The sequence below is a fragment of the Sphingobacterium sp. KH_072 genome, assembly GCF_057837975.1.
Map to the genome: position 1 here is coordinate 916537 of NZ_CM174457.1, position 18740 is coordinate 935276.

At 42.6% G+C, this 18740-nt stretch carries 14 protein-coding genes; 5 read left to right on the forward strand and 9 right to left on the reverse strand.

Translation table 11 applies throughout. The features are described from left to right. Window positions 1-2: 2 nt before the first annotated feature. From AC3IRT_RS04365 to AC3IRT_RS04385, 5 genes are all read right to left on the reverse strand, one after another. Window positions 3-1025 (reverse strand): asparaginase, encoded by a 1023-nt coding sequence (locus AC3IRT_RS04365; RefSeq protein ID WP_489395217.1) that lies wholly within the window; start codon window positions 1023-1025, stop codon window positions 3-5. A gap of 3 nt (window positions 1026-1028) precedes the next feature. Next, window positions 1029-1811, reverse strand: coding sequence for a TatD family hydrolase (locus AC3IRT_RS04370; protein WP_489395218.1), 783 nt, complete (start codon window positions 1809-1811; stop codon window positions 1029-1031). A gap of 95 nt (window positions 1812-1906) precedes the next feature. Continuing rightward, window positions 1907-2896 carry an FKBP-type peptidyl-prolyl cis-trans isomerase gene (locus tag AC3IRT_RS04375; RefSeq protein WP_489395219.1) on the reverse strand — a complete coding sequence of 330 codons (990 nt, stop codon included), beginning with the start codon at window positions 2894-2896 and terminating at the stop codon, window positions 1907-1909. A 26-nt stretch (window positions 2897-2922) separates the two neighbouring features. Then, entirely contained in the window at window positions 2923-3933 is a 1011-nt protein-coding gene (locus AC3IRT_RS04380; protein ID WP_489395220.1) for a DHH family phosphoesterase, read from the reverse strand. Between the two features lie 84 nt (window positions 3934-4017). After that, window positions 4018-6642, reverse strand: a complete 2625-nt coding sequence (locus AC3IRT_RS04385) for an outer membrane protein assembly factor BamB family protein (RefSeq protein ID WP_489395221.1) — start codon at window positions 6640-6642, stop codon at window positions 4018-4020. A gap of 136 nt (window positions 6643-6778) precedes the next feature. Here AC3IRT_RS04385 and AC3IRT_RS04390 point away from each other — a divergent pair, with 136 nt between their 5' ends. Together AC3IRT_RS04390 and priA are read left to right on the forward strand one after the other, a co-directional pair. Beyond that, on the forward strand, window positions 6779-7168 hold the full coding sequence (locus AC3IRT_RS04390) for a DUF423 domain-containing protein (RefSeq protein ID WP_489395222.1): 390 nt from the start codon (window positions 6779-6781) through the stop codon (window positions 7166-7168). Between the two features lie 75 nt (window positions 7169-7243). Further along, entirely contained in the window at window positions 7244-9730 is a 2487-nt protein-coding gene (priA, locus tag AC3IRT_RS04395) for a replication restart helicase PriA (RefSeq protein ID WP_489395223.1), read from the forward strand. A gap of 108 nt (window positions 9731-9838) precedes the next feature. Here the strand turns inward: priA and AC3IRT_RS04400 are convergent, their stop codons facing one another. After that, complete coding sequence (locus AC3IRT_RS04400) at window positions 9839-10279, reverse strand: hypothetical protein (protein ID WP_489395224.1); 441 nt, start codon at window positions 10277-10279, stop codon at window positions 9839-9841. 542 nt (window positions 10280-10821) lie between these two features. Here AC3IRT_RS04400 and AC3IRT_RS04405 point away from each other — a divergent pair. The 3 genes from AC3IRT_RS04405 (at window position 10822) to AC3IRT_RS04415 (ending at window position 14667) form a co-directional block, all read left to right on the forward strand. Next, a complete protein-coding gene (locus AC3IRT_RS04405) occupies window positions 10822-12294 on the forward strand; it encodes an amino acid adenylation domain-containing protein (RefSeq protein ID WP_489395225.1) in 1473 nt (490 codons plus the stop codon). Window positions 12295-12365: 71 nt separating this feature from the next. Then, window positions 12366-13838: an SDR family oxidoreductase gene (locus AC3IRT_RS04410; protein ID WP_489395226.1), complete on the forward strand. Its 1473-nt coding sequence runs from the start codon at window positions 12366-12368 to the stop codon at window positions 13836-13838. Between the two features lie 151 nt (window positions 13839-13989). Beyond that, window positions 13990-14667: a 4'-phosphopantetheinyl transferase family protein gene (locus tag AC3IRT_RS04415; RefSeq protein ID WP_489395227.1), complete on the forward strand. Its 678-nt coding sequence runs from the start codon at window positions 13990-13992 to the stop codon at window positions 14665-14667. 110 nt (window positions 14668-14777) lie between these two features. On the opposite strand, the gene AC3IRT_RS04420 is transcribed toward AC3IRT_RS04415, so the two are convergent. Genes AC3IRT_RS04420 through AC3IRT_RS04430 form a run of 3 tightly spaced genes read right to left on the reverse strand, consistent with a single transcriptional unit; the run spans window position 14778 to window position 18663 of the window. After that, window positions 14778-15521 (reverse strand): MIP/aquaporin family protein, encoded by a 744-nt coding sequence (locus AC3IRT_RS04420; protein ID WP_489395228.1) that lies wholly within the window; start codon window positions 15519-15521, stop codon window positions 14778-14780. Continuing rightward, the gene (gene glpK / locus AC3IRT_RS04425; protein ID WP_489395229.1) at window positions 15518-17023 is read right to left on the reverse strand and encodes a glycerol kinase GlpK; all 1506 of its coding nucleotides are present in this window, start codon (window positions 17021-17023) and stop codon (window positions 15518-15520) included. The genes AC3IRT_RS04420 and glpK overlap by 4 nt, the downstream gene beginning before the upstream one ends. A gap of 14 nt (window positions 17024-17037) precedes the next feature. After that, complete coding sequence (locus AC3IRT_RS04430; protein ID WP_489395230.1) at window positions 17038-18663, reverse strand: glycerol-3-phosphate dehydrogenase/oxidase; 1626 nt, start codon at window positions 18661-18663, stop codon at window positions 17038-17040. Window positions 18664-18740 lie beyond the last annotated feature (77 nt).

Consider the following 18740-nt stretch of genomic DNA (forward strand, 5'->3'; position numbering starts at 1 on the left):
GTTTAATCGTTTGGCGTGAGCTCGCCGCGGATCGGCTGTTCCACGTAGTTGGCTACCTCGGCCTGATCGGTAAAATGTCCTTGCAAATACATCAGTTTGGTAATCGCCGTTTCAAAGGTCATATCATAACCATTCAGTACGCCGATGCCTTTCAGTTTGGCGCTCGTGCCGTATCTGCCCATTTCTACGGATCCTACCTTACATTGCGAAATATCAACGATATTGATGCCTGCCTTAATGGCTTCGCTCAACTCATCAATAAACCATTGATCGGTCATAGTATTACCTGCTCCAAATGTCTCCATGATGATTCCGCGAGCGCCACAGTGCAAAATCTGATGAACAGTTGTCCGATTGATCCCAGGGAAAAGCTTTAGCACCGCCACGCGATTATCTAGGCTGGTGTGCATGATGAAGTTCTGTCCGCTGTTGTCCAACAAGGCATCCTCATTGTATTGAATGTGAATTCCAGCTTCTGCAAGCACCGGATAATTGGGTGAACGAAAAGCTTCGAACTTGGCCGAATTGTACTTGAAAGAACGATTGCCACGAAATAGCTTATTATCAAATAAGATACATACTTCCTGTACGATCGAGCGTCCGTCGCGTTTCGCGGAAGCAATCTCCAAAGCCGTCATCAAGTTCTCGCGCGCGTCAGTTCGGATTTCGCCGATCGGCAATTGAGATCCTGATAAGATCACGGGCTTTTGCAAACCTTCTAGCATAAAGCTCAGGATAGAAGCCGAAAAAGACATCGTATCCGAGCCGTGCAAGATCACAAAACCATCATACAATTCGTAGTTCTTTTGGATAATCTCGGCCATCTCCACCCAGATATGTTCTTTCATATCCGACGAGTCAATAATCGGATCAAACGAATGTACGGTAATCTTGTAGTTTAGCCGACTCAAATCGGGTAGATTACTGGCGATTAGTTCAAAGTCAAAGGGTACGAAAGAACCTGTTTTAGGATCTTTAACCATCCCGATGGTGCCACCGGTATATATGATGAAAATATTGTTCATAAGCTATATTCCGAAAACGTCTATTGAATTCTGTGTGGTGATCTGTGCTAATTTTTCGATGGATATCTGATGGAGATCGGCTACCTTTTCCGCGACATAACGCAAGTAGCTACTTTCATTTTCCTTACCACGAAATGGACTAGGAGCGAGGTAGGGCGCATCGGTTTCCAACACAATATGTTCTAATGGTATTTGACTCACCACGGCGTCTAATCCTGCTTTTTTGAAAGTAACAACACCACCAATTCCCAGCTTAAACCCGAGATCAATGGCGCGTTGCGCTTGTGCTAATGTACCGGTAAAGCAATGAAAAATTCCAAATAATTGATCGTCGTTCAACTCTTCTAGAATGGCAAAGACTTCGTCGAATGCTTCCCGACAATGAATATCGATCGGTAAGCCTAACGCCTTGGCCCAGCCAATTTGCGTTTTAAAGGCATCTTGCTGAATCGCCAACGTCGTTTTATCCCAATATAGATCGATGCCAATCTCGCCAATGGCGTAAATTTTATGTGATTGAATCGCTTTCTCTATCGCGGCAAGATCCGACACATAATCTTCTTTGACACTGCAAGGATGTAATCCCAACATCGGAAAACAATGCTGTGGATACGCTTGAACGGTGTCCATCACGGGTGCGATCGATGCCACATCCACATTCGGGAGAAATAGCCGGCGCACATCTTGTTCGAAACAACGCTTGAGATGTTCTTCTAACTGTGGACTACCAGCATGGTAATAAATATGGGTGTGGGTATCTGTTAAGATAACGGTATGCTGACTCATGTCCAAAATTAGCATTTTATTGATAAGTAATGCTCATTACAAACAAAAAACGCGATTCTCTCAGAGAATCGCGTTTTTATTAAAAATTTTTCAATTTATCGGGTGATCGGTGCCTGCATAGCTGGCATCTCTGGAGCAACCACTTCTTCTTCTTTCGGCCCAGCGATGATGTCTAATACCTCTACTTCGAATACTAATGGAGCATATTGCGGAATAGCGCCCATAGAACCTTGTTGGCCATATCCTAAGCTAGAAGGAATGATGAAAGTTGCTTTGCTACCTTTTTTCAATAACTGCAAACCTTCTGTCCAACCTTGGATAACAGGATCTTTACCTACGCGAATACGGATAGGCTCGTACGTACGCATGGGTTGATGAATCTTGTTTTTCTTCGCTAACTCAGCATCGTTTGTGTCGAATATTTTGTTGTTAGCAGCCAAAGAACCCGTGTAGTTCAATACGACTGTATCACCAAGAGCAGCTAATTTACCAGCACCTTCTTCTTTCAATACATATTGAAGACCAGAAGCTGTTTTCTTAGGCTCTAATTTGTTTTTTTGGATGTAAGAACTGATTTTGCCTTCTTCTGAGGTTTTAATTTTTTCGATTTCGCCTTCGAAGTATTTGTTGACTTGCTCAAATAGAACCGAATCAGCTAAATCACCTTTTTTGAATACTTTCTCTACTTTGAACGTAAATTGAAGGTATTTGTCTGCAAATTCTGGTTTAGGTTGACCAGTGCGAGCAGCCATCGTGTCTAAGTTGATACGGAACACGGCGCTATCACCTTCACCGAGCATGCGCAAGATGCTGTTAGGATCTCCAGGGTATGAACCTTGCAAAGTAGAATCTGGCATGATCGGCTGTGCTTGTGGCAATCCCATATCATAGGTATTTGCCAACACAGAATCACGATCTGTTTCTACGATTAGGTTAAATGCCAAAACATCACCTGTGGTCGCTTTCTCACCGCTTCCTTCTTTAATAAATTTGTACTCTAACCCACCGTCGCCTTTTTTGAAGCTTTGGCATGAGGTCATCGCAAGAGCGGCCACTGCCGTTAAAAATAGAATTGACTTCTTCATTTGTATTTGGATGTATAATTTTTATGTTAAGTTGTTAATACTTCTGCGTACTGCGGAAGTATCGATTTAAATCTTTCCACGACGGTTAGTAAATCTTCTGTAGAACTTCCTCCTGACGCGTTCAAATGTCCGCCCCCATTAAAATGGGTTTTGCAGATCTCATTGCAGGGAATTTCTCCAATTGATCGCAAAGATAACTTAATTAATTCGGTTCTATCAACAAATAATCCTGCTAGGCGTACGCCTTTTATGGATAGTGCATAGTTTACCAAACCTTCGGTATCACCGGTCGTAATAGCAAACTGTTTAAGATCATTTTTGCTCAGCGCAAAAATGGCCGTATTGTACTCAGGGATTACTTCTAGGCAGTTTAATAGGCAATAGCCTAAGAACTTTAAGCGATTTTCTGTCGAGCTATTGTATACTTTTTGGTGAATCTCCCAGTTGCGTACGCCAATCTCGATTAGGTCCGCAATGATACGGTGCACTTGAGCGTTGGCTGCTTTGAATCGGAACGAGCCTGTATCGGTCATGATACCGGTATACAAACAGGTAGCCATATCCGCGTTCAGTTTATCCTTACCATTTAATTCTTCGCAAATAAATCGATACACCAATTGCGCCGTAGCCGCAGCTTGCGAATCCCAGTAGCTTAGATCCGCAAAATCTTCAGGATCTAGATGATGATCGATCATCCACTTCTGTCCGGCTGCACCCCGGATTACAGGCTCTAAAATATTGGTGCGCGATAGCGCACTGTAGTCAAGACAAAAGATAATCTCCGCTTCGTCAAAAAGACCATATACCAAATCGGGCTGATCTGGGAAAATGATGACTTCCTCGCGGCCAGGCATCCAATCCAAAAAGGTCGGAAAATCTGAAGATACAACCACCGAAACTTCATGTCCTGCCGCGCGCAACCACTGCGAAAGCCCTAAAGATGAGCCTAATGCATCGCCATCTGGTTTATGATGCGTGGTGATGATAATTTTCCTCGGCGAGTCTAATAAAGTGATATTCTTTTTTCCTTCTAACATATATAATTTATGAATGCAAACCTACCAAAAAAAATCTTCTGATAAAATTTTTTTCGTCATCCTAAAACAATGTAAAACAAATTCTTAGTGCTTGTAAGCATAGAGTTTGTGATCACGCTTCGTGGATAATAGGTAGTTGCTACTATTGTAATTGATCCGGCCATAGTAAAACAATGGAAGACTCTCTACCGGAAATCCATCCAGCACGCCGCCGTTTTCTGTAAAAACGTAAATCAAATTGTTGGATGGTATGCTAATGCCTAATTGCATAGTGGTTCGCGAAATCGGGAATAACAAAGGCGTAGGGTATATGTCTTTGGTAAATCCTTGACTATAGCGTAGTGCTGTGCTATCCGTGGATTGATAGACGCTCAGCTTATTCTCATCGAGCACGATCATGTCTGGCGCATCGGTAGCAGAGAGCGGTGCAAAGAATGACCGATGATTTTGGGAAAGTCCCGCTATGGATGTGCTGCTCACACCACCAGATTTGGAATAGCGATAATAGTTGCCCGATGCATCCGTGGTGATGAATACATCTTCGGCCGTGGAACTGGCCATGTGTCCTAATGGATTTCTGAATTTGCCGTCACTCGGCGCCCCAATTTCCTGTATAATCTGTCCTGAGTGATTAAAATAGTACACTTTACCCGAGGTACTACCGACTACAATTTCATCTTTAGCGAGATAGATGCCAGGTAGCAATCGTCCCGAAACGGCAGTCGATGTCCAGCTGCTTACCGAATTTCCTTCCAGATCATACGCGACCAATCGATCACTTAAAGGAACGAAAATGATATCGCGACCATCTATTGTCAATAGGACAGGCGAACCGGTTGGCTCTTCGGGCAAACCCAAAGAAAAACCGGGTAATCCGTCGCCATTGGGATCAAAACGATACAACCGATTCCTGTCGGTAACCAATAATATAGTGCGATCCGAAAGCTGAACCATATCGCCAATCACACGGCCAGAAAAGACGGTGGACCACATTTTTTTGCCCGTAGGGTGAATAGCATGAATGGTGTGATCTTGTCCTTGTGCCAGAATAAATTGGCTCGTATCGGAATGCTCGAATACGTACGGGCGTGTGATTAAGCGGTTGTTGAAATCATACGTCCACTCCGGAGAGGCTCCCAATGCGGTAGAACTTTTGTAAATACCGTAAATACTGCTGATAAAATTACCACCATTACCCATGAGCTGTACAGACCAAGAATAGAAATCTTGGTAACCAAATTTTTCTGTATTTCGGAAGTTCTGTGCAAATGGTCTTATCAAGTTGTTGTTCAACATTCTCCCGGCATTCTTGGTATGCAGAAAGAACGTAACATTGGCTTCATCACCTTGCATACGCTGGTAATTTTTGAAACCTAATGTTCCGACCAGTAGATCGCTGTTCTGCCACTGTCGGCGGTAGTTGCTTAATGTCGATGATTGATTGGCAAATACCATGACATCATTTACAATAGTAAAATAAGGTCGTTGGAAGGGTTGGAAAGCATCGCCATAATAAGCATAGAGCAAATGCTCATATTTAAAACGGTATACGCCATCACCTGCATTTTCAGCTAGTTCAGACAAGATGCCATCCAACGCGCTCGAGTCGCGTAAGGACAGGAAACCCAAATAGTCGCCATTGTTCAATTCTGCGATAGCAAATTCGTTTCCAACGGCAGCTTCAAATCCACTCGTGATCTTCGGCCGGCTGCTGCGGGTGCTTTCCAGCTGATCGAGGATGCGTTTTTGATTGGGTTTGTTCTTTAGGTATTTTTCCAGATCCTGACGATATTGCCGTAAATCGCTCACCGAATAGGCTAAGTACAAAGCGGTATTGGCCGGGAAATATTGATATAGGCGTTGCGTCGTCTTTTGTTGCGATGCAAAAAGTGCTAAATAGCTTTGTTCGGTCTTGAATAGTTCACTCTCACCCGTGAGCATGAGGGCATCTTGTTTGTAATTGATGTTCCACGTAGATTGCCCGGCTAATCCCATGAATTGCTGCATGAAATCCCCCGGCCGATTGCGTTGAATTTTTTTAGATAAGCTGTCGATTTGCTGGTGAGAAAAGTAGAAACTTAGGGGCACATTTCTATTGGTATGCTCCAAGAAGAACGTAATCTGCTCCCGACTCAGCTTTGGATGCCGTTTATCCAATACTTTCTCTAAAATTGGCAAGGAAGGGGATACAAAGAAAATATCCGCATGATAAGCAACATACCAAGTAATCTCGCTGCTATCGGCACGCAAAGCGAAAAGCTGTTGACCCAGAGTATCCAACGTTGTGAATTGATACTTATCAGAAAGTTGTGCTAAAATATTGTTGACCGAGCTCTTTTTTAATGGTTCTATCGTGGGGATGGTGAGCAGCATTTCGATGGATTTTTCTACCGAATGGAAAGAAACATAGACATCTGTGCCGGAGAGATGGGATGTCAAAGCCGGACTGCGCATAAGCTGCTGCTTTAGATCATCCATATTGTCCTTTTGCTCAAATCCCAATAAAGCGTCGAAGACTTCGTAATCTTTAAAAATATTATCGGTGGTTTCTTCATTTTTGAAAGCTGCAATGAGCAAAGTTTCCTCTGGGAGGAAAGTAAGTGGTTTTGTTAAATCCTTTTGCGCGCTGCCCAGTCCCGTAAAATAAAATATGGAGGCAGCCACTACGGCTATAAACAATACAACAGAAACTATAATCGTACCCTTCATCTATTACAAACCTAAAAAAAAACTACCAGCAAATTTCCATTAGAATGTTTAAAAAGTGATAAAAATCACTCGGAGTCTGCATCAAATTGTATACATTTAGCAACAAGAAATCGGCCGCAGAGCACGATATACTATTATGAACAAACAAATTATTCTTACTGCAGCATTTTTTGGGATGATTGCCGTGATATTGGGTGCATTCGGAGCGCATGGTTTAGAAGGCAAAGTGAGTGATTCTCAGTTAGAAACTTGGGAAACCGCTAATCGTTATCATTTTTACCATACCTTGGCGCTGTTATTTTTATCGACTTTTTCGCGTGCGAAAAGTCAATCTATTCGTTTGTCATTCATCGCTTTTACCGTCGGTATTCTTTTGTTTTCCGGCTCATTGTACGTTTTGAGTACGCGAGAATTGCTTGGGATTACGCAGATTAGCATCTTGGGGCCAATTACGCCTATCGGCGGATTATTTTTTATCGTCGGCTGGATCGGTTTATTCTCCGCAGCATTGCGGCACCGCGCATAAAACACCCCTATTCTATAATACAGAGATACCCTCGCTTAGTAGCTGCTAATCGAGGGTATTTTTTTACATTTGTATATGTCATCACCCCAGCTTTTTGAATCCGCCGCCGCGCGTCAGACGCTATTTGTCGAGGTTGTATTGCCTTTGCCGATTGCCAAGTCGTATACTTATCGCGTGCCGGAAGCGCTCAATGAAAAAGTAAAATTGGGTGTGCGCGTCATCGTGCAGTTTGGAAAAAACCGAATCTACGCGGCCATTGTGGAACGCGTAACGGAAGAAGCGCCGCTTCGATACGAAGCAAAATATATTCTGGATGTGGTAGATGAGCAAGGAATCGTTAGCGCGCTGCAGCTTGATTTCTGGCATTGGATCGCCGATTATTACATGTGCCACCTCGGCGATGTGATGCAAGCGGCTCTGCCAGCGGCTTTGAAAATGGCTTCCGAAACCAAGATTCGCTCCGCGGATCAAGAAGATTTGGATCGTAGCGGATTGAATGATAAAGCCTTCCTCGTGATGGATGCACTGGATGTGGCTGGTGAACTCCGAATTAGCGACGTCATCAAAATATTGGGTCAGAAAACGGTGTTTCCACTGCTAAAAAGTCTATTTGATAAAGGTTTTATCCTGATATCCGAAGAGATAAAGCAGCGTTACAAACCAAAAGTAAAAACTTTCCTCACTTTCTCTTCGCAATATTCTGACGGAGAAGGTAAGCGCATGTTGCTAGATGCCTTGAATCGTGCGCCGACGCAGCAGGATGCAGTGCTTGCTTTCATGCAGTTACAAAAGCAAGGTGGTGAAATCACCCGTCAAAATATTATGGAAGCATCGGGCTGCGGTTCGTCGGCCGTCACCGCACTGATTGATAAGGGTGTATTTGATGTGAAAGAAAAGGTGGTAAGCCGTTTTCAAGGCGCTGATATTGTCTTGCAAAAGGACTTTACGTTTAGTACGGCTCAACAGCAGGCGTATGAACAGATCAATGAATTTTTTGAAGAGAAGGATGTTGTGCTATTGCATGGCGTTACTGCTTCGGGCAAAACACAATTGTATGTTCGCTTGATAGAGAAACTCATCGAACAAGGGCGGCAAGTGTTGTTTTTATTGCCTGAAATCGCCTTAACGGCGCAGATCACCGAACGACTAAAATTATATTTTGGGGATCAGCTGGGGGTGTATCACTCTAAATTTAACGATAACGAACGCGCAGAGGTGTGGTACAAAGTGTTGAACGGGGAGCTCAAAATTATTGTGGGTGCACGTTCCGCGGTATTGCTTCCGTTTCAAAATCTGGGCTTAATAGTGGTTGATGAAGAGCACGAAAGTTCTTACAAGCAATTCGAACCAGCACCGCGATATCATGCGCGCGATGCAGCCATTTATCTAGCTAGTACGTATGGCGCAAAGGTTTTATTAGGCTCTGCCACGCCATCAGTCGAAAGTTTTTATAATGCCAAAGCGGGCAAGTATGGTCTCGTAACACTTTCCGAACGTTTTGGTGAAGTCCAGTTGCCGGCCATCGAGATTCTCCATGTAACCGAAGAAGGGCGGAAAGATCAGATGGTGAATTATTTCAGCAAAACGTTGTTGAAAGGCATTGAAGATGCAGTAGCGCAAAAGGAACAAGTGATTCTCTTTCAAAATCGCCGTGGCCACACGCCTTTTTTACAATGTAAAACCTGTGGCTATGTCGCCAAATGTGTGCAATGCGATGTGAGCTTGACCTATCATAAATCGAGTAACTTATTGCATTGCCATTATTGTGGTTTCTCGGAAGATACGATGCAGGTTTGTCCGGCTTGTGGATCTACGCATTTGGAGAATAAAGGCTACGGCACAGAACGAATAGAAGAGGAACTGGAATTGCTCATGCCCGACTTGCGAATTGGTCGCTTGGACTTAGATTCTACACGCGGTAAACATGGATTTGATAAAGTGATTACGGCGTTTGACGATCATGAATTTGATGTGCTGATCGGTACGCAAATGGTCGCCAAAGGCTTAGACTTCGGGCGCGTCAATCTGATCGGCATCATCAATGCGGATGCGATGATCAATTTTCCGGATTTCCGGTCGTACGAGCGCGCATATTCCTTATTTTCACAAGTGGCAGGGCGATCCGGACGTCGGCAAACGCAAGGTCGTGTGATTATCCAAACTTATTCTCCCAATCATCGCGTGCTCGAACAAGTAGTGCAGCACGATTATTTAGGAATGTTTACCAACGAAATCACGGAGCGTAAAAGTTATCATTATCCACCTTTTTACCGCTTGATCCGTTTGGATGTGAAGCATACCGATCAGGATAAGTGTTTGGATTCGGCCAATAAATTAGCCAACCTGCTACGTACTACTTTGGAGCAGCGGGTTCTTGGTCCAGAGCAACCTTTAGTAGCGCGGATCCGCAACTATTATATTCAGACCATTACCTTAAAGGTGGAACGTACGGGCATCAGCATTGTCAAAGTCAAGGAATTGATTCGCCAAGCCTTGCTGCATTTCGAGCTAGACAAGAAAAATTCGGGTGTGCGGGTTGTAGTTGATGTAGATCCTTATTAAAGGCTATTTTCGCTTGATTAAGGGCAAGTCTTTTTTTACTTGCCAAGTGAGGAAGGCACAATTTCACCTGGAGAGATTAATCAGTATAGAGGACTTTTCTAACAAGCATTACTCTTTGTTAAATACGCTTTGCTTTTCAATAGGGATAAATATCCGATGTGAATCAAAGCTAAGTGATGCAGGTGGATAAAAGGGCACGCCCATATAAATCGTTTGAAGCCCTTTTCCTTCGCGAATGTTGTCGCCAGATTTTAAAAGCGCAAAAGCGACCTTTTTCGAATTTTTATGGCCGTAAGGCGTATACACCAGCATGCCAGATAAGGTGTCTCCAACGGTTTCGCCCTTAAAATCTCCTTTAACTTGGTAGCTGTCGCCTTTGGCAAATACATAATCGCCAAAAAACCTACCTTCACTAATCTGCAATCGTATAAAAGTCGTATCACGATTTTCAATAGCTTGGTAATAGCTATATTGATCTTCTACAGCCGCTTCTCCACAAGCGCCGCAAAGAAGTACGATTAAAATAGATAGGCCTGACTTGATGTGCATACCTCAAATATCTCTTTTTTATTTGGGATTTGAAGTGCAAGCAGCATCGTTAAAATATGTCAGACTCATTCATAGTGTAGGTCGTGCTTTTTCAAGTAAAGTAGGTCTTTCTGTAAATCTATTCGATCATTCTTTAGGTAAGGTGTAGGCATTAGTTAAGGGATTGTAAACTACAAATGCAAGAGAAATAGCTCTTTTGTTTACTTCATCATGTGGACTTTTGACCTGGCAAAAGAAGTGAATGGGTCGGAACGAATAAATATATCCCTTTTTAGAGAAAAAATATTTGAAAACTTGTAAATGTCATTATATTTGAACTGTTTTTTCAATCTGCCGTGAAAAAGAAATGTAATAAGCCAAGTGCCTGAGTAAGGATTTAGAAATAACATTAATCAGCTGTATATTAGAAATTTAAATTTTCTACCGCAGAGGTTGTATACGAGGATTTTAATTGAATAATAACTATTCAGTCTATATATCATCATCTATTTATGTTTATTCCTAACTTATGAAAACATCTCATTTTTTCTAACCAAAATGAGATGTTTTCATCCATCATCTCCCTTGAAAATGCAGAAAATTTAGTCACTAAAATAGACTACTTTTCGAGCAATTATCCGGAAAATCAAGCGTTGGTTTTTCGAGACCGTCAAATCAGTTTTCGTCAACTCAAGGAACGTGCCGATAAGCTGGCAGCCAAATTGGTTGAGCTTGGTATTGCTGACGGAAAAACAGTAGGTGTAGCAATGTGCCAGTCGCCCGAAAGGATTATCGCGATGCTCGCTGTACTGAAAGCAGGAGGTAGTTATTTGATACTAGAAAGCAATCTGCCGAAAGCAAGAGTAGAAACGATGCTTAAAGATTCCGCAACAAATCTTGTTTTGGTGGATGATGCAAAAAGCTTTAGCGAACGCGATCTGCAAGTAGACGTTCTGGAGTGGAAAGCAGAAAGCTATACCATGTATACCTCAACTTTGAGTGTGCCGATCGAAATAAAAAAGCAACAACCTGCCTACATTATTTATACCTCGGGTAGTACTGGCGTACCCAAAGGTGTTGTTATTCACCATGAAGCACTTTCACAGTTCATCGAGGTATTTGCAAAGGAAATGCAGTTTTCTTCGCAAGACCGGTTCTTACAATTTGGATCTCCAAGCTTTGATGTCTCGATTATTGATATATGGATTCCACTAAGCATCGGCGCTACCATTTTTCTGTATCCAGACAATAAGATAATCGGCGAACCTTTGCTGAATTTTATTGTTGAGCATGATATTAACATCATCCCTTCTCTAACTCCGACGGTGATGGCCACACTACCAAGCGATCACTACATCGGAAAATTGGAGAAAATTCTGCTGATTGGTGAAGTGCCTACCGAACGATTGATAAGCGATTGGAAAGATCGTGTACAATTGTACAACGGTTACGGACCAACGGAAACGACAGTGGTAGTTTGCGTTTACGCATACACCAAAAATAGTAAGCCGTCAACCATTGGGAAAGCAGTTTTTGGAACAGATATCTATATTTTGGATCAGAAAATGGAAGCCGTAGAACAAGGGAATGAAGGCGAAATATTTATTGGTGGTAAGCAACTCTCAAAAGGATACTTGAATAAGCCTGACGAGACGGCTAAAGTTTTTGTGGAAGCACCTAATTGGTTGAAGAAGATCAAAGGAGCAGGTTATACACTTTACAAAAGCGGGGATAGGGCACTAGTAGATCCCAAAGGCGACACTGTGTTTATCGGTAGGAGTGATGATCAAGTAAAACTGCGCGGCTACCGCATCGAACTGAGGGAAATAGAACATCACATCAGACAGTTGGGCAACTTTTCGAATGTTTCTGTTACGGTTTATCGTCCAAAAGATAAGATGCCAATCTTGGCGGCATTCGTAGAAACGAAGTCCGAAGACGATGATACTGTGATGGAGATCAAAAATAGATTGAAAGGTATAGTACCCGTGTATATGTTGCCAGATAAATTATTCCCGTACAGCGACTTCCCATAACCATTACAGGAAAGGTCGATAAGAAAGAATTGGAAGCCAGATTGGAACTTATTTTCGGTAATCGATCTGTCTTGGAAAAATCTAACGATTTGGAAGGCGAAATATCCCTAATTTGGAGAGACCTTCTCGGGTTAGGTCACGTGGATAACAATAGTAATTTCTTCGATCTAGGCGGTCATTCTCTGATGGTTGCCCAATTGCATAGCCGATTACCAAAAGATATAAAAAACCTTATATCACTACCTGAAATCTATAATTACCCGACTATTCAGAGTTTCATTGAAGAAATCAAAAAGAGAACTGAACAAAACCGGATAAATATAAATCATCGCGCCCTTACCGTACAAAATCAACTTATTGCTGATGCCACGTTGCCTGATGGATTTAGTGTAACGGGAAAACCAGATATACAGGCTTATCGTAATCCAGAAAATATTTTTCTGACTGGAGTTACTGGTTTTGTGGGTTCACAATTGTTGGTCGAAATCATCCTAAAAAATCCAAACAGTAAAATACACTGCCTAGTACGAGCCGAAACGATAGCATTAGGACTAGAACGAATCAAAAGTACTTTCTTTAAATTTAGTATCCCTTGGGAAAGCAGTTATGAAAAACATATAGACGTAGTACTAGGCGATATTGAGGCGGAATATTTGGGGATGCCGATTCCAGAATATCTACGATTGTGCGAATTGGTAGACGTAGTGTATCATATGGCTAGCAATGTGAGCTATATACAACCTTATGAAATTATTAAGAAACCCAATGTGTATGGTACTCAAAACATTTTACTTTTTAGCACGGCGAAAAAAACAAAGCTACTAATTGTATCCTCATCTACTGGAGTATACAGCTGGGGAAGAGCTTTCACTGGTAAAACATGGATGACCGAAGATGATCCTATTGATCAGAATTTGCCAGCAGTAAGCAGGGATATGGGATATATTCGAAGCAAATGGGTAATGGATAAAATCGTTGGCTTAGCTCGCGATCAAGGGTTGCCGGTCATGAACTTTCGTTTAGGTTTTGTAGTATGCCACAGTAAGACTGGAGCCACGCCTCTAAATCAATGGTGGAGTTCGCTTATGAGAACCTGTATAGAGCTTAAAACCTTTCCTCTGGTCATGGCTCTGAAAGATGAAGTAGTCACGGTAGATTATGTTTGTGAAGCCATTGCTCACATCGGCAAAAATATGGACGCAATAGGTTTGAATTTCAATCTAGCGCCAAAGCCCGAACACGATCTTTCCTTAACAGATTTTTGTGTGAAAATCTCCGAATATTGCGATATTGAAATGAAAGGTATGGATTTTCAGGATTGGTTTAAGTCATGGGATGGCGACGAAGAAATCCCTGTTCATTCTCTTCTATACCTATTTAATGAGGAAGTGTATGAAGGAAAAGTGCTTGTCGAAGCATACGAGAACACTTACTATGTAAAAAGCACTAATACCTTACAGTTCCTCCAAAGTTCTGGGATTACACAACCTATATTTAATAAAGATGTCATCCGTTCCTATGTCAAATTTATGAAAATGACCTAATAGAAGCTTTTTCGATTTCCGCACTTATCTGTCGAAAGATAAGTGTGGAAATACTTGTTTTTTTAGCTTTTTAAAATCACTAAGGCAGGGTTTAATTTGATATTTAATGGTTTGTAATCAATGATATGGATGGATGTAAATAGAGAGAAAAATGAAAAATCATGTTGACATCTATTATTGTGTGCTAGAAGAAAGACTTTCACAACCATTATATGAATCATTTCTAATAAGACTTCCTGAAAAAATCAGGACTCGGATTCAGAAGTTCGTTCGCTGGCAAGACGCGCAAGCTAGCTTAATAGGTTATCTGCTTATTGATCAATTTGTATTGAATGAGAAAGAATCACTAGACAGCCTCCAAACAAATATACACGGTAAGCCATATCTTATAGATGGATCTTTTTTCAATGTAACACACTCGAACCAATTCATTGCCCTTGCAAAGGCAAAATTCGAAATTGGTATAGATGCTGAAATGATTCGAGAATATGACTATTTATCATTTATCGCTGAATTTGCATCAGAAAATGAAAAGAAACGGATTATTAACTCAATAAATCCGCTGATGGAATTCTATACTTATTGGACTCAAAAAGAAGCCTGTATAAAACAGTTAGGGAAAGGGTTGTCTATCCCATTAAAGAGTTTTGAAGTCTCAAGCAATGGTGTTGCATGTTTCGAACAAAGTAAGTTACAAGTTTTAAATGTGAAGACACCTGTAAAAAAATATGTGTTAAATATTGCAATCCCCCACGATATATTTAGTCACTCAATGAACTTCGTACTTAATACTAGTTTTGTTAGTGTCTGGGATTTTGAGCGTTATTAATAAATTACAGTCTTTTTTGACTTTCAAATAGTCTAATTTTTAAGCTGGAAGTCAAAACAATTATTCATTTTAGAAAATACTTCATTTTCTTTCTCATGGCATCACTTGTTTTATGTCGCCGAAGTAAGAATCTGATACAGCAACGTCGCAATCGCCGAGCCTATTAGTGGTGCTAAAACCGGAACCCAAGCATAGCTTACATCAAATCCAGCTTTGGGTTTGATGGGCAAAATGCTGTAGATGATGCGAGGGCCAAGATCGCGCACGGGATTGATGGCGTAACCTGTAGTGCCACCCAGCGCTAAACCGATTCCCCATACTAAAAATGCTACCGGTAAGGCACCGATAGATCCTAAGCCGATGACGCCAGCGGTCTCCTCGAGTTGCATAGAAGGTTCTTGGAAAAATAAAATGGTAGAAATGAGTACAAACGTCGCCACTAACTCTGTGATAAAGTTGGAGCTATGATCGCGTATAGCTGGCGCGGTACAAAACACCGCTTGTGTGGTCACTCCATCTTGCGTACGATCAAAATGTGGCCGATAACAAAGCCATACAACAACAGAAGCCAACATGGCTCCCGCAAACTGTCCGCCAACATACGATAAAGCGGTACTTGAATCCATTTCATCAATCATCCAAACGGACAAGGTAACTGCTGGATTGAGGTGTGCGCCGCTATAAGGCCCAGCCACGGAAACACCGACGAATACAGCCAATGCCCATGCGGTGGTAATGACAATCCAGCCACCTTGGTGGCCTTTCGTGTCTTTCAACACAACATTAGCTACCACGCCACAACCCAAAAGGACCATTAAAAATGTTCCAAATAACTCCGCTACTATCGGACTCATGATTTTTTGTTTTTAAGCGTTGCCCATACTTTCGTTGCTTCTACAGCAGCATGCCACTCTTTCAAGACGGCTGTGCTATCAATGTCTTTTTCAGGTTGGATTTTTTTATCGACTGACCATATCTTCTGTACTTCTGCGATGTCTTTCCAGAATCCAGTAGCCAGTCCGGCAAGATAAGCTGCGCCCATGGCTGTCGTTTCGGTGTTTTCTGGTCGTACTACGGTAGCACCTAATAATGTTGCCTGAAATTTTAATAACACGCCGTTTGATGTGGCTCCGCCATCCACACGAAGCTCTTCGATCGCATGGCCAGCATCTTGTTGCATAGCTTCCAGCACATCATACGTTTGAAAAGCGATCGATTCCAAGCAGGCGCGTGCCAAGTGCGCATCTGTCGTGCCACGCGTAATGCCATACACACTGCCGCGCGCTCGTGCATCCCAATGCGGTGCGCCTAAACCTGCAAATGCTGGTACGACATAAACACCACCGGTATCTTCTACTTTTTTTGCTAAAGCTGTGACGTCCTTTGATTTTTTGATCAAGCCCAATCCGTCCCGAAGCCACTGTACCACAGCACCAGCGATAAATACACTGCCTTCTAGTGCATAAGTTACCTCATCGCCAATTTTCCAAGCAATCGTAGTGACTAACTTATGTTCAGATTTAATCGCTTCGTTGCCTGTATTCATGAGCATAAAACATCCCGTTCCGTAGGTGTTTTTGACCATGCCTTTTTCGATACAGAGTTGGCCAAAGAGTGCAGATTGTTGATCGCCGGCGATACCAGCAATGGGAATAGCTGTCTTCAATACGTCGACAGAAGTCTCACCATATACTTCGGAAGATGATTTTACTTCCGGTAGTATGGCTTCAGGAATACCGAATAGCCCCAGCAACTCACTGTCCCACTCGCAGCTATGGATATTAAAGAGCATCGTTCGAGATGCGTTGGTAATATCTGTGAGATGTAGTTCACCATTCGTCAGATTCCAGATCAACCAAGAATCTACCGTGCCAAATGCCAATTCCCCGGCTTTGGCGCGCTCAAGCGCACCATCCACTTCGTCCAATATCCATTTTATTTTCGTTGCAGAAAAGTAGGAATCAATTAATAAGCCTGTCTTATCGCGGACCATTTCTTCTAGTCCTTTCTCCTTCAGTTCATCACAGTAATCTGCGGTACGACGATCTTGCCATACAATGGCCGGATAGATGGGTTTGCCCGTTTTCCGATCCCATACAATGGTAGTTTCACGTTGATTGGTGATACCGATGGCATGGATATCTGCCGAACGAATTTTGCTCTTTGCAATCACAGAGGTTATAACCGCCAATTGTGAAGACCAAATTTCCATTGGATCATGCTCTACCCAACCAGATTGGGGGAAATGTTGTTCGAACTCCTGTTGTGCGATATCTATAATTTTTCCGTCGTGATCAACTAAAATAGCACGCGAACTGGTGGTACCCTGATCGATTGAAAGGATATAAGGTTTCATAAAAAAGTGCTTAATTATAAGGAAACGTCTAATAAATCGGGCTGAGTATAAACGCCGCTTGTTAAATAACCTTTTGCTAATGCCGTAAAAACACGTACTTGCTCCGTCTCCCAATCAGTACCGCGTTTCAGTTCTTCAGCGAGAATGCGCGCTACCGAGGGAGCTGCGGTAATAGCCAATTGGGCATCCAAAAAGAGCAAACGTAAGCGTCGTGCAAGTACATCTTCGACGGTACGTGCCATTTCTGTACGAACTGCCCATACAACTTGAGCAACAGAATGCGGAAATTCGGGTATGATTAACTTGGCATAATCAGGATTCTCTTGCTCTAGAGCGACGATATGAGCAGCGTCGCTTCCGTAGATCGAAAGACGTGATTGCTCTGAAGTGGACAAATGCTCCGAGCCATGGATCGATAAGGAAACTGTTTTGCAGTCTGCCCACGCGAGATTCAAAGCTTGAATACTTTTATCGACCGTGTCTTCGGCCATTTTGCGGTAGGTGGTCCATTTCCCCCCGGTAATCGTGATCAACTTGGATTCGTGAATGATCAGTTTGTGGTCTCGCGATATTTCTTTAGTTTTTTGACTGGTGCCGGAATTCGCTGCTAAAGGTCGTAAGCCCGAAAATGTACTGCGCACATCTGCTCTGGTAGGTGCATTTTCCAGGTAAGCTGCCGCCGTGGATAAAATAAAATCGATCTCTTCTTCGAGGGGAATCGGTTCTTCGCTTTTGTCATCAATAGCCGTATCGGTAGTGCCTAATACCAGATAATCGTGCCAAGGCACACCAAACAGTACGCGGCCGTCGCTGGTTTTTGGAATCATCAACGCGTCTTGCGCTTCTGGTAAGAAAGATCGATCGACCACCACATGCGTACCTTGACTTGGGCGCACCATTTGTGGATGTTTTGGGCTGGCCATCGACAAAATATCGTCTACAAAGATGCCCGTCGCATTGATGATGGCTTTACCACTCACTTGATAGGCACGATCTGTTTCCAGATCGACAAATGCAACACCATCTACCTGTCCATTGGCATTTTTGAGTATGGCGGTTACCGAAGCATGGTTGAGCACACAGGCTTGCTGTTCTATCGCCGTTTGTGCTAGGTTTACGGCAAACCTAGCGTCGTCAAACTGGCCATCATAGTAGCGCACGCCACCTAGTAGTTCTTGAGTTTTTAAATTACCTAAATGTTTGGCCACCTCCTTTTTAGATAGGAAAACAGAGCGGCCAATGCTATACTTCCCTGCTAGCCAATCGTATAATTTCAACCCTATTAGGTACTTCCACTTCTCGAAAAAGCTATAACAAGGGATGATAAAAGATTGTGTGCGAGAAACGTGCGGTGCATTTTTGAAAATGCGCCAGCGCTCTCTCAGTGCGCCGTATACTAATTTGATATCCCCTTGTGCCAGATAACGTACACCACCATGCACCAATTTGGTGCTTCGGCTGGACGTACCTTTGGCAAAGTCTGTTTTTTCTAAAAGAAGGGTTTTAAATCCTCGACTTGCCGCATCGACAGCAACACCTAATCCGGTTGCGCCTCCGCCTATTACAATAAAATCCCACTCGGTTGTTTCGGTTAATCGGTTAGTCTGCGTTTCTCTTGAAAACTTCGAACTGTCTGTCATTTGCTCGTATCATTTGTGGATATTTTAAATATAAAGAAAATAAACCGTAAACTAAGAAAATTCAGGCGATATTTGTT